9 protein-coding genes and 1 riboswitch are annotated in these 12,786 nt (G+C 72.0%); of the genes, 6 read left to right on the top strand and 3 right to left on the bottom strand.

All coding sequences use genetic code 11. The features are described from left to right. Positions 1-33: 33 nt before the first annotated feature. Positions 34-1,854, bottom strand: a complete 1,821-nt coding sequence (locus V4Y03_RS00695) for a glycoside hydrolase family 15 protein (RefSeq protein ID WP_332433515.1) — start codon at positions 1,852-1,854, stop codon at positions 34-36. Between the two features lie 353 nt (positions 1,855-2,207). Between V4Y03_RS00695 and V4Y03_RS00690 the strand changes: the two genes are divergently transcribed. From V4Y03_RS00690 to V4Y03_RS00675, 4 genes are all read left to right on the top strand, one after another. Continuing rightward, a complete protein-coding gene (locus V4Y03_RS00690) occupies positions 2,208-3,161 on the top strand; it encodes a DUF389 domain-containing protein (RefSeq protein WP_332433514.1) in 954 nt (317 codons plus the stop codon). Positions 3,162-3,408: 247 nt separating this feature from the next. Next, on the top strand, positions 3,409-4,329 hold the full coding sequence (locus V4Y03_RS00685) for an aldose 1-epimerase family protein (protein WP_317872861.1): 921 nt from the start codon (positions 3,409-3,411) through the stop codon (positions 4,327-4,329). A 237-nt stretch (positions 4,330-4,566) separates the two neighbouring features. Next, complete coding sequence (locus tag V4Y03_RS00680) at positions 4,567-6,348, top strand: cation:proton antiporter (RefSeq protein ID WP_332433513.1); 1,782 nt, start codon at positions 4,567-4,569, stop codon at positions 6,346-6,348. 626 nt (positions 6,349-6,974) lie between these two features. Continuing rightward, positions 6,975-7,157: an integrase gene (locus V4Y03_RS00675; RefSeq protein ID WP_332433512.1), complete on the top strand. Its 183-nt coding sequence runs from the start codon at positions 6,975-6,977 to the stop codon at positions 7,155-7,157. A 138-nt stretch (positions 7,158-7,295) separates the two neighbouring features. Here V4Y03_RS00675 and exaC read toward each other — a convergent pair whose 3' ends face one another. Continuing rightward, positions 7,296-8,819, bottom strand: coding sequence for an acetaldehyde dehydrogenase ExaC (gene exaC / locus V4Y03_RS00670; protein WP_332433511.1), 1,524 nt, complete (start codon positions 8,817-8,819; stop codon positions 7,296-7,298). A 44-nt stretch (positions 8,820-8,863) separates the two neighbouring features. Next, complete coding sequence (locus V4Y03_RS00665) at positions 8,864-10,204, bottom strand: GAF domain-containing protein (RefSeq protein WP_332433510.1); 1,341 nt, start codon at positions 10,202-10,204, stop codon at positions 8,864-8,866. A 224-nt stretch (positions 10,205-10,428) separates the two neighbouring features. Further along, positions 10,429-10,534: riboswitch (ZMP/ZTP riboswitch) on the top strand. 28 nt (positions 10,535-10,562) lie between these two features. Between V4Y03_RS00665 and V4Y03_RS00660 the strand changes: the two genes are divergently transcribed. Then, the gene (locus V4Y03_RS00660) at positions 10,563-11,417 is read left to right on the top strand and encodes a bifunctional 5,10-methylenetetrahydrofolate dehydrogenase/5,10-methenyltetrahydrofolate cyclohydrolase (RefSeq protein WP_332433509.1); all 855 of its coding nucleotides are present in this window, start codon (positions 10,563-10,565) and stop codon (positions 11,415-11,417) included. A gap of 437 nt (positions 11,418-11,854) precedes the next feature. Further along, complete coding sequence (locus tag V4Y03_RS00655; RefSeq protein WP_332433508.1) at positions 11,855-12,739, top strand: hypothetical protein; 885 nt, start codon at positions 11,855-11,857, stop codon at positions 12,737-12,739. Positions 12,740-12,786 lie beyond the last annotated feature (47 nt).

Here is a 12,786-nt window from a genome sequence, read left to right as displayed (position 1 = left end):
CGACCCTGGCGGACGGGCATGCGTGACCATGGGTCAGCGCCCGTCCTCCGCGTCGAGCGCTCTGTCGAGGGTGAGGGCAGCCATGATCAGAGACAGGTGGGTGAACGCCTGGGGGAAGTTGCCCAGTTGCTCTCCGCTCGGACCGACCTCCTCGGCGAACAGCCCCACGTGGTTGGCGTAGGTCTGCATCTTCTCGAAGGTGTAACGGGCCTGGGACAGCCGCCCCGCCCGCGCCAGCGCGTCGACATAGAGGAAGGTGCACAGACTGAAGGTGCCCTCCGAGCCGCGTAGCCCGTCCGGCGACGCAGCCGGGTCGTAGCGGTAGACGAGGCTGTCGGAGACGAGCTTGCGGTCCATGGCGTCGAGAGTGGAGAGCCATGCCTCGGCCCGGGGAGCGGTGAACTCGACCAGGGGCATGAGCAGCAGAGAGGCGTCCAGGACGTCGCCGTCGTAATGCTGGACGAAGGCGCGCTCCTTCGCGCTCCAGCCGCGTTCCATGACCTCCTCGAACACGGCGTCTCTCGCCTTGCGCCACCGCTCCAGGTCGGCTGGCCTGCGGAAGTACTCGGCCAGGCGCAGCCCCTGGTCGAGAGCGACCCACGACATCACCCGGCTGTAGGTGAAGTCCTCACGGCCCCCGCGGGTCTCCCAGATGCCCTCGTCCGGCCGGTCCCAGGCGTCGCAGAGCCAGTCCAGCACCTTGGCCAGGGCCTTCCATCCCTCGTAACTGGCCTGCTGGGCGATCTCGCGACCCTGGGACACCGCATAGAGAGCCTCGCCGTAGATGTCCAGCTGGAGCTGGTCGGCGGCGCCGTTGCCGATACGGACGGGGAAGGAGCCGCGGTAGCCCTCGAAGTGCTCGAGCGTCTCCTCCGGCAGATCCGGGCTGCCGTCGACCCGGTACATCGTCTGGAGCGGCTCGTCCTCCTTGCCCTCGCGCTCACGTAGCCTGTCCACCAGCCAGTGGACGAAGGCAGTGGCCTCCTCGACGAAGCCGAGGTCCAGCATGGCCCGCACGGACAGCGAGCCGTCACGCACCCAAGTGAACCGGTAGTCCCAGTTCCGCTCACCGCCGACCTGCTCGGGCAGACCCATGGTGGCCGCCGCGATCAAGGCACCGGTGGGAGCGTACGTGAGAAGTTTGAGCGTAATGGCCGAGCGGTGCACGAGTTCGGGCCACCGTCCCCGGTAGCGGGACTGCCGCAGCCAGTTCTGCCAGAACTCACCGACTTCCTCGATCTGTTCGGCAAGCCCATCGACGGTGGGGGGTGCGGGCGCCTCGCCGCCAGACGCGCAGACGGTGAACACGGCGCCGCCGGACTCGCCGGCGCTCAGCGTCACTTTTCCGCGCACGTCCTGGCCGTCGCGTTCCAGAGGGAAGGTGCACCGCAGGTGCCCGTCGACCCCCGGGGCCCGGAACAGAGCGCCGTTCTCACCGAGCTCGAGCTCGTGTTCAGCCCGGCCGTAGTCGAAACGCGGCCGGCACTCGAGTGTGAAGTCGACGGTCCCGCGCACGGCACGGATGACACGGACCAGGGTGTGCCGGTCGGTGGCAGTTCGGGTCTGATCCGGGGGCATGAAGTCGACCACCTCGCCCACCCCGTCCGGTGACATGAAGCGGGTGATCAGGATGGCGGTGTCAGGGTAGTAGAGCTGCTTGCAGGTCCCGTCGGGGTGCTCGGGGGCCAGCCGCATGTATCCGCCGCCGTCGTGGTCGAGCAGGGCTGCGAAGACGCTGGGCGAATCGAACCGGGGAGCGGCGAACCAGTCGACGACGCCCTGCGACGAGACGAGCGCGGCGGTCTGCAGGTCGCCCACCAGGCCGTGCTCGGCGATGGGAGGGTAGCGGTCCATTGCTGCTCCGAAGCCTCGGAAATCCCCTTCAGTCCACTATCCGGCACCCCTGTCGTCCCTGCCATGTCGACGCGGTCGAGGGCCACCTCCCAGGGGCCACCGACGGCGACGGCCCGCGGGCCGACACTCGTATGGCGCACCGGCGACCGGCCGCACGCGGCGCCGCAGTCGGCGCGGCGTCGGGGGCCGAAGCCGTGGTGGCCGCCGGAGTCGAGCACCGGCCTTCGGCTTGCCGTCCACCCTCCCGAGGGCGTTACTGACTGTGGTCGGCCGGGCGCAAGTGAGCCCCGACCTCGGCGTACGGGCACTGCGTCACTCCCGTTCGGCCGTCAGCCGAGCGACGGAGGCTGTGGATGGAGATGATTCATGTCCGACTGGTGAGCCCGGTCGATCTCACCCCTCGGGTGATCGGCCTGCTCACCGGTGACGGTTATGTCTTCAACCTTGTTGTCCTTCCCGGACTGGCGCAGAACCCCGACGGCGATGCGATCGAGTGCGACATCCTGGCGGGTGCGGCCAACGCCGTGCTGCGCAGTCTGCGTGAGCTCGAACTCGACCGCCGCGGAGCCATCGTCATCGAGCCCGTGGAGATGGCCTTCTCCGGCGTCGCGGCCGAGGCGGAGCAGCAGCAGCTCGGGGCGCTCGCGCACGCGCCCGTCTGGGAGGAGGTCGAAGCCCGCATCCGTGCCGAGGGCACCTATCTGCCGAGCTTCTACGTCTACCTCGTCATCGCAGGCGTCATCGGTGCGGTCGGAATCATCACCAACTCGCAGATCCTGATCGTCGCGGCGATGGTCGTCGGACCGGAATACGGCGCCATCACCAGCGTCGCGCTGGGCATCAACCATGGCAATCGCACCAGAATCCGACAGGGCCTCTTCGCCCTGACCGCGGGATTCCTGCTGGCCATCGCGGTGACCTTCCTGTTCTCCTGGGCGATCCGAGGCCTCGACCTTCAACCCAAGGCATTCGAGCTGGGCATCAGGCCGGTCTCCGCGCTGATCGACGCCCCCAACGTCTTCTCCGTCGTCGTCGCGGTCCTCGCCGGCATCGTCGGAATCGTGTCGCTGACCCAGGCCAGGACGAGCGCGCTGCTCGGCGTCTTCATCTCGGTCACCACCATCCCCGCCGCCGCCGACATCGGTGTCTCCTGCGCGTTCTCCAGCTGGAGCCAGGCGCGCGGATCCCTCATCCAACTCCTGCTCAACATCGTGCTGCTGATCGTGGTGGGCGTGCTGATGCTCAAATTCCAGCGGGCTGTCTGGCGGTCCATCGGCCGGCGCAGCGGGCGCTCCGGCGGCCGATGAAGCCCGCCACCCCGTCCGGGAGCGGCACATCACCCGTGCGCCGACCGTTCCGCAGCCAGGCGGAGCGGTGGCTCCGCTGCCCGTGACCCCAGTGGGCGAACGTGCCGGGCGATTCCGCCCGCAAGAACGTGTCGCGCTTGACCGGGTCCGTGCCGGGCCGCACGCTCCCGACGGGGAGGCCAGGACCGCAGGCCACCATGACATCCAGGTCCGAGGGCGGCGGCCGGGCGAACCGAGGAGGCCACGCGTGCAGGAGTACACCACCGGACGGCAGCTGACCCTGCGCCACGGCGCGCACCATGCGGTCGTCGTCGAGCTGGGCGCGGCGCTCCGGTCCTACTCCGTCGGTGAACGCGCCCTGGTCGACGGATTCGCCCCACAGGGCCGGATCACCGGCGGGCGCGGCCAGCTCCTGGTGCCGTGGCCCAACCGGATCCGGGACGGCCGCTACCGCTGGCACGGCCAGGACCTCCAGATGCCGCTCACCGAACCGGAGAGCGGCAACGCCATCCACGGACTGCTCCGGTGGACCTCGTGGCAGGTCGTGGAGGCGAGCGACAGCCGGGCCGTCCTGGACGTTTCGCTCTGGCCACAGCCGGGCTACCCGTTCCACCTCCATGTCCGCGCCGAGTACACCCTGGGCGAGGGCGGACTCGAGGTCGCCGTCACCGCGCGCAACCTCGACACGAGTGCCGCACCCTACGGTGTCGGCCAGCATCCCTACATCATGGCGGGCACCGCCGTCGTCGACGAGTCGGTGCTGACCGTCCCCGCCCGGACATGGCTGCGCACCGATGAACGCGGCCTGCCGGTGTCCGCCGAGCCGGTCGCCGGGACGCCGTACGACCTGCGTACGCCGCAGGCCGTCGGAGCGCGTCGGCTGGACACTCCGTTCGGCGACCTCGACCGGGACGCGGACGGGCGGGCCGTGGTCCGCCTGGCCCATCCGTCGGGTGACTTCGGTACGGACGTGTGGCTCGGTGAGGGAGCCGACTACGTGCAGCTCTACACCGGCGACACCCTCCCAGCGGAAGAGCGCCGCCGTGCGATCGCCGTCGAACCGATGAGCTGCCCGCCGGACGCCTTCCGCAGCGGCACGGGGCTCGTCGACCTCCTCCCGGGCGAGCAGCACACCGTCCGCTGGGGGATCACGCCGTGGGGCGAATGACGGCGCCGCCGTGGCTCTCGACCTGACCCTCATCGGGCCGAGGAGCGCCCTACGACGTGGGCCCCCGAGGGACTCGCCGCACCCGTACGGCCCTGGCGGCGGCACGTCGCTGCCGTTGTCACGCGGGCCGAGTTCGCGACCGCCGTCCCGTGGGCCTCGCTGTCCCTGCTGCTCCGTCTCAGGCTGGTCGCCAAGAGCGCCGACCTGCCTCATCACCACGCACCGGAAGGGCCACCCGTGACGACGAACCAGGTGCTCATCGGAGTGGGCCTGACTCTGGTCCTCGCCGTCGGATCGCAGATCCTGGCGCGCTGCCTGCGCATCCCGGCCCTCATCGTCCTGCTGCCGGTCGGCTTCGCCGCCGGCGCGCTCATTGACGACATCAACCCCGAGAAGCTGCTGGGGGCGGCGTTCTCACCGCTGGTGTCGCTGGCCGTCGCCGTGATCCTCTACGACGCGGGCCTCGGGCTGAACCTGGCGAGGCTGAAGGGACACACCCGCCGCGTCGTCGTCAGGCTGATCTGGATCGGGGTTCTGATCACCTGGATCCTCGCCGCACTCCTCGCCGCACCGTTGCTGGGCATGTCCCAGCAGGCGGCCATCATGCTCGGCGCGATCCTGGTGGTCTCGGGGCCGACGGTCGTCGGACCGCTCCTCAGCTTCGTGCGACCCAAGGACCGGCTCCAGCACCTCCTCGTCTGGGAAGGCTCCCTCATCGACCCGGTCGGAGGCATCCTGGGGGCACTGGTCTTCCATGCGGTCGCAGCGAGCGCGAACCACCACTTCGGCAGCGTCGCCGTGGGATTCCTGGCCAGTGTCGGCATCGGAGCGGCCGGCGGAGTGGTCGGGGCGGCTCTGCTGTGGGGGCTGTTCCGCGTGCTGAAGCTCGGCGAGGTACTCGGCACCACGGCGCAGCTCGCCGTGGTGATCGGGGTAGCGGCGCTCTGCGATGTTCTGCGCGACGACACGGGACTCATCGCCGCCGTCATGATGGGGCTGGCCATCGCCAATCTCCCCGGCATCGACGTCCCGGCACGGCGGCCGTTCTTCGAGACCCTGGTCAGTCTGATCCTCGGCCTGCTCTTCATCTCCATCTCGGCCACGGTCACCCCTCAGTCGCTGCAGCACGTGGGGCTGCCCGCCCTCGGGCTCGCCGCCATTCTGGTACTGATCGTCAGACCGCTGGTCGCGGCCGTGTCCACCCTCGGCACGGACCTGACTCAGGGCGAAAGGGCGTTCATCGGCTGGATGGCGCCGCGCGGCATTGTCGCGGCCGCCACCGCGTCGACGTTCTCGGCCAGCCTCGCCGCCGACGGGATCGGCGGCGCGTCGAAGATCCTCCCCGCCACGTTCGTGGTCATCGTCGCGACCGTGACGCTCTACGGCCTGACCGCCTCGCCGGTGGCCCGGCGCCTGGGTGTCGTGCGCACCTCCCACTCGCGTCCGCTGCTGGTCGGCGGCGATCCGTGGGTGGTCGACCTCGGTGTGGCCCTGAAGTCAGCGGGCCTGGAGGTCTTGATGTGGGCAGGGCAGGAGCAACAGCGCGAAGGCATCAGGCAGGCCGGGATCGAGCTCGCGCCCGGTGAACTGCTGGCCGCCGTGACGGGCCAGGGCCCCGAACTGGAGGGCGTCACGGCGGTGTTCTTCCTCACCGCCGAGGACGACTTCAACGCCCTGGCGGCAGCGATTCTGCGCGGGAGCGGGGAGGGGATGGTCCACCACCTCGGTGCACCGCCCGAGAGCCACGGCGTGGTGGCGCCGTTCATCGGTGGCGAGGTCCTGTTCGGCGCGGATCTGACCTGGCAGACCCTCTCCCACAAATACGAGCACGGGGCGGCCCTCCTGGCGCAGCCCGTCGGCAGCGCGCGGCCACCCGGCAGCGATCTGCTGTTCCTCGTACGGCCGGACGGCCGCCTCGATCCGGTCACGGAAGTCGGCACACCGCTGCCGGATCCGGGGGACACGGTCATCCTGCTGGCCCCGGGCAGGCGGGGCACCGCCGCGCGTCCGCCGGCGTAGGTAGGCCGCTGTACACGCGGTTGCCGGATGAACGCGCTTCGCCCGGACGCGGTGGCGCACCGTCAGGAGGCACGTCCTCCGTCGGGGCCGGCTCGGCGTGCTCCGTGCTGCCCGCATGGACGGACTCGGAATGCCGACGCCAAGGCAGGACCCACGGACGTGTCACCGCCGGATTCGCTCACGATCCTCCGGAGCCGCAGTTACGTGGTGCTCCTGGTGATGGCCGCGCTGGTCGGCGTACCGGTGTCCGCCGCGGCGTTCGGCTTTCTCGCGCTCGTCTACGAACTCCAGCCGATCCTCTACACCGATCTGCCCAAGGCGCTGGGACTCCACGGCACGCCGCCGTGGTGGCCGCTGCCCCTGCTCGCCGTCGGGGGACTGCTCGTGGGTCTTACGGTGCAGTACCTGCCGGGGCGCGGAGGCCAACGAACCGTCGGGCGGGCTCAAGGCCTCCGGCACGCCCAGACCTGTCGAGCTTCCCCGGCATCCTGTTCGCCGCCCTGGCGACTCTGGCCTTCGGAGCGGCCCTCGGACCGGAAGGGCCTCTCATCGCTCTCGGTGGCGGAATGGCCGCGGGCGCCGTGCGCCTCGTCAAACGCCCGTTCCGGAACGGGAAGGGGAACTATGTGGATGCCGAGTGCGCCCGCCGGGCCGGACAGGGCATCGAGGTCCTCTTCCGCTTCTACGCCAAGTTCCTGGACGGGGTCCGGGAGCAGGCCAATCGCCTCATCGAGCAGTCGATGGAGGAACGGGACCGCATCCACCGAGGCGGGACTCTCGCCGGCGGACCGAGCTTGGACCGGAAATAGACCGGAACAGCTGGTCAGGAGCGGGTTACGGGTGGGATAGACCGGGAGTTCCGACGCAAGTCGGCTGCTGTGATGAGTGAGGCTGTCGAGAGGCGCCTGACGGGCAAAAGCCCAGGTCAGGCGCCTCTTTTCGTGCCGCTAGAAGAAGCCGAGCTTCTTCGGCGAGTAGGACACCAGCAGGTTCTTCGTCTGCTGGTAGTGGTCCAGCATCATGCGGTGGGTCTCCCGGCCGATGCCTGACTGCTTGTAGCCGCCGAAGGCCGCGTGGGCCGGGTACGCGTGGTAGCAGTTGGTCCAGACGCGGCCTGCCTGGATCGCGCGGCCCGCTCGGTAGGCGGTGTTCGTGTCGCGGGTCCAGACGCCGGCGCCGAGGCCGTACAGGGTGTCGTTCGCCGTGCGGATCGCGTCGTCGAAGTCCGTGAACGAGGTCACCGCCACCACCGGGCCGAAGATCTCCTCCTGGAAGACCCGCATGCGGTTGTCGCCCTCGAAGACGGTCGGCTGGACGTAGTACCCGCCCGCCAGCTCGCCGCCGTGCTCGACGATCTGGCCACCCGTCAGGATCTTCGCGCCCTCCTCCTGGCCGATCTCCAGGTACGAGACGATCTTGCGGAGTTGCTCGGCCGAGGCCTGCGCGCCGATCATGGTGTCGGTGTCCAGGGGGTGGCCCGGGACGATCAGTTCCGTACGGGCGACCGCCGCCTCCAGGAACTCGCCGTAGTGGCCCCGCTGGACGAGCGCCCGTGAGGGGCAGGTGCAGACCTCGCCCTGGTTGAGGGCGAACATCGTGAAGCCCTCCAGCGCCTTGTCGCGGAAGTCGTCGTCCGCCGCCCACACGTCGTCGAAGAAGATGTTCGGCGACTTCCCGCCGAGTTCCAGCGTCACCGGCTTCAGGTTCTCGGCGGCGTACCCCATGATCAGCCGCCCGGTCGACGTCTCGCCCGTGAAGGCGATCTTCGCGACGCGCGGCGAGGACGCGAGCGGCTTCCCGGCCTCCTCGCCGAAGCCGTTGACGATGTTGAGGACGCCCGGCGGCAGCAGATCGGCGACCAGGCTCAGCCAGAAGTGCACGGAGACCGGGGTCTGTTCGGCGGGCTTGAGGATCACCGCGTTGCCCGCCGCGAGCGCCGGGGCCAGCTTCCAGACCGCCATCAGGATCGGGAAGTTCCACGGGATGATCTGCGCGACGACCCCCAGCGGCTCATGGAAGTGGTACGCGACGGTGTCGTCGTCGATCTCGCTCAGCGCACCCTCCTGGGCCCGCAGCGCCCCCGCGAAGTACCGGAAGTGGTCGATCGCGAGCGGGATGTCGGCGGCCAGGGTCTCCCGTACGGGCTTGCCGTTGTCCCAGGTCTCCGCGACGGCCAGGGCCTCAAGGTTGGCCTCCATCCGGTCCGCGATCCGCAGCAGGACGCCCGCCCGCTCGGCCGGCGACGTCCGCCCCCACGCCGGGGCCGCCGCGTGCGCCGCGTCCAGGGCGCGTTCCACGTCCTCGGCGGTGCCGCGCGCGACCTCCGTAAACGGACGGCCGTCGACCGGGCTGGGGTTCTCGAAGTAGCCGCCACGCGCCGGGGCGACGTACGCGCCACCGATCCAGTGGTCGTACCGGGCCTCGTACGACATGAGCGCGCCTTCGGCACCGGGTGCGGCGTAACGGGTCATGGGCATGGCCTCCCTGGGACGGGCCGGCCGTCCCGGGCCGGCGCTCACCCGCGAGTGTGCGGACCCGGAGGTTGCAAGAGGGTTGCACCGGCTGACAGTTCGGCCTCCAGGGAATCCAGCCGAGCCCGTACGGGCGGGAGCTGGGCCGCCGGTACGGCCGCGCACAGCGCCCGCCAGACCGTCACGTCGTCCTCGCCCCACGTGCTGTACGCCCAGTCGGCGAGCAGCCCCGGATCACCCCGGTCCACCAGCGCGGCCCGCAGCCGGTCCGCGAGCCGCTCCCGGAGCCGTACCACACCCGGGGCGAGGGAGGCCGGGAGCAGCGGGCCCGCGTAGTCCCCGGCGGCAGCCGCCACGGCCCCCGAGGCGAGACGCCGGTCGACCGTCGCGAAGTCGGCGTCCACCGCACCGGCAAGCCGGTACGGGCGCGAACGCAGGACGTCGGGACCGAGCAGGGCACGGAGCCGGGACAGTTCCGCCCGCAGCGTCACCGGAGTCACCGACGCGTCCTCGTACAGCAGCGTGAGGAGTTCCTCGCCGCCCACCCCCTCCGGGCGGTGCGCGAGGACCACCAGGATCTCGCTGTGCCGCCGGCTCAGCCGCACCCGCCGGCCGCCCACCGAGAGCACCGCCTCGTCCCGGCCGAGCGCCGACAGCCGGAGCCGCCCCGGCTCGGGCGCGGGCCCGAGCAGCGCCAACTGGGACTCCGCCGCCCGCGCCACCGCCTGGACGAACCCGAGGCTGTGCGGGTGCGCGAGCCGGCTGCCGCCCGTGATGTCGACCGCGCCGAGCACCCGGCCGCTGCGCGGGTCGTGCACCGGAGCGGCGGCGCAGGTCCACGCGCGTACCGGGTGCCGGAAGTGCTCGGCGGCGACGACCTGCACCGGCCGGTCGACGGCGAGGGCCGTTCCCGGGGCGTTCGTCCCCGCCGCCGCCTCCGACCAGCGGGCGCCTGCCACGAAGTTCATCCCGCGCGCCTTGCGGAGGGTCGTGGGGTGGCCTTCGACCCACAGCATCCGCCCGGCGGCGTCGCAGACCGCGAGGAGATGCTCCCCGTCCGTCGCGTACGCCCCCATCAGCTCGCGGATCACCGGCATCGCCGCCGCCAGCGGATGGCCGTCCCGGTACGCGGCGAGCTCGTCCTCCGCCAGTTCGACCCGCGCCGCCCCGTCCTGGTTCACGCGCGCGCGTGCGGAGCGCCGCCACGAGGCGGCGACGAGCGGTCGGACGGGGAGGGGGCCGGAACCGGGGCCGGTGCCGGTGCCGGGGCCAGCGGGGTCATCGGCGACACCGGAGGTACTGCCGACACCAGCGTCACCGGTCCCCGGCCCCGGGGCCGTTCCGGGCGCCGTGCGCGCCTGTCCCGCCACCCACGTATCGCTCAACTCGGCCTCCTCGTCGAGGTCGTTCCTTCGCGGCCCGGCGCCGCACGATTCCGCCGGGCCCGTCCCTTCGCGTGCCGCTCCGGTCCCGGCCCGTCCCGACGGGTCCTGCCGGTCCCGGCCCCTCGCGCTCATCGTGAGGCGCGGGCGGGCCGGCGACAAGCTCCCGGACGCCCGCGCGTGCCCACCCTGTCAGGGACCCGCCCCCGGCCGCTCACGTAGAGTGGGGCTCGGGCCGTGACTGGCGCTTGAGGTGGATCACCACCGGGGAGCGGTCCGACGGGAGCGCGCGGACGCGCGACCGTCCCGATGCCGTGCGCCTGGGCGAACCACCGGTCAGAGACGACGCCCAGGAGTTGCCATGTCCACCAGCACCGCCACCCTCATGGACGGTACGGCCCTCGCCCGCCGCACGGTCGAGGAGACCGCCGCCCGCGCCGCCGAGATCACCCGCCGCACCGGCGTCACCCCGTGTCTCGCGACGGTCCTGGTCGGCGCGGACCCGGCCTCCGTGACGTACGTGAAGATGAAGCAGAACCGCTGCGCGAAGGCCGGAATCCGTTCCAAGCACGTCGAACTGCCGGCCGCCACGACGACCGAGGAGCTCGTCGCCGCGATCACCGCGCTCTCCGCGGACCCCGACGTCCACGGCATCCTCCTCCAGCACCCCGTCGGCCCGCACATCGACGAGCGCGCCGCCTTCGAGGCCATCGCCCCCGAGAAGGACGTCGACGGCGTCACCATGGCGTCCTTCGCCGCCATGGGCTTCGGCCTGCCCGGCTTCGTCTCCTGCACGCCCGGCGGCATCATGCGGCTTCTCGACGCGTACGAGGTCGACCCGCGCGGCAAGCGTGCCGTCGTCGTCGGACGCAGCGCGATCCTCGGCAAGCCGGCCGGCCTGCTCCTCCTCGGCCGCGACGCCACCGTCACCTACTGCCACTCCCGAACCGAAGACCTCTCCTCCGTCGTCCGCGAGGCCGACATCCTCGTCGCCGCCGTCGGCAAGCCGAACTTCATCCAGGGCTCGGACATCAAGCCGGGCGCCGTCGTCATCGACGCCGGCTACAACCCGGGCAACATCGGTGACGTCGACTTCGCCTCGGCCGCCGAGCGCGCCTCCCTCATCACCCCGGTGCCCGGTGGAGTCGGCCCCATGACCATCGCCGTGCTCCTCGCCCAGACGGTCGAGGGCGCGGAGCGCCAGCTCGGTCTGTAGGACGACTGATGACGGGGCGGTCGTGGCCGTGGCGGGCGGGGGCGCGGTCGGCGATTGTCACGGTTCTGTACGGGCAGGGCCCGGGGTCCGAAAAGGGGTGGCCGTGCGGCCGCCGACGGGCGACCCTGGACCGCGTGCCACACCCGTCGACCGCCGCCCCGCCGCCGGACCGAGAGCCGGACGCGCCCGGATCGGCCACCGCGCCCCCACCGGACGGCCCGCGCACACCAGGTGGCGCGGCCGAAGAAGTCGGTGTGCCTGACCCGGTCGGCGCGTCGGATCCGTTCGGCACGTCGGACTCGTTCGGTGCGTCGGATCCGTTCGGCGCGCCCGGGTCGGTCGGCCCGTTCGACGGGGGCGCGGAGCCCGGCACGGGTCCCGACGCTCGCACCGCCATACGCGGGCCCGCCGCACCCCCGTCCGGGACGCCCCGGCCCGTGACACCCGCCCCCGGCACACCGCGACCCACCGGTTCCGAGTCCGGGTGGTCGCCCCGGATCGTCCGGCTCGGCGCGCCCCGGCCCGGACCCGCCGCGCGGCGCGCCCGGCGCTTCGGCGTACCGCTCGTCCCGCTGCTCGTGGCCACCCTCGTGGCGACGGCCTTCCTGGCCGCCAGGGGCGGGGCCGGGCAGCAGCTGACCGCCGAAGGACGGCAGGGCGGCGATCCGCCCGTCGTCACCGACGACGGCCGGTCCGCCGTGACCCCGACCGCCGATGCGCGTACGGACGGCGGGCGGACCGACGGCGCGTCGGCCACCGGCACCCGGACGTCCGACACGCCGACCTCCGACACGCCGCCGTCCGGGCCGACCCCGCCCGGCTTGCCCCCGAGCGGTACGCCGAGCGGTTCCGGGCCCTCGGACCGGCCTGCCCGTACCGGCGGGAGTGCGTCACCGACCCCCTCCCGCGCCACGAACCACTCACCCGGACACACGCCGAGCCCTTCGTCGCACCCGACCGGGGACCGCCGAGTGGGCCGGATCGTCTCCTTCGAGGCCCTGCGCGTCGGCGACTGCTTCGACATCGACCGCGCCGCGCCGGGTAGGGCCCTCCGCCGTGCCTGCGACACGCCGCACAACGCCGAACTCGTCGCCCGGCCCCGTCTGACCGGCCGCTTCGCGAGCGACCTGGCCGTCCGGGAAGCCGCGACCCTGCTGTGCCGCGAACCGCTCCGCCGCAAGGCCGCACGCCAGCCGCTCGGCACCCGCTGGACCACCTTCGTCCAGTACCCGTTCCGTACGAGCTATCTCCTCGGCTCCGAGAGCGTCGCGTGCAGCCTGGCCGCGCCCTCCGGGGGCACTCTCAGCCGACGGCTCCAGTAGCGCCGGCTCGACCGGCACGGGCACCCGTAACACCGGCCCGACCGGCA

Origin of the sequence: Streptomyces sp. P9-A4 (genome assembly GCF_036634195.1) — a bacterium.
Lineage (GTDB): Bacteria > Actinomycetota > Actinomycetes > Streptomycetales > Streptomycetaceae > Streptomyces.
Note: the sequence above shows the minus strand (reverse complement) of the source record. Positions and strands in the feature narration are given on the sequence as shown.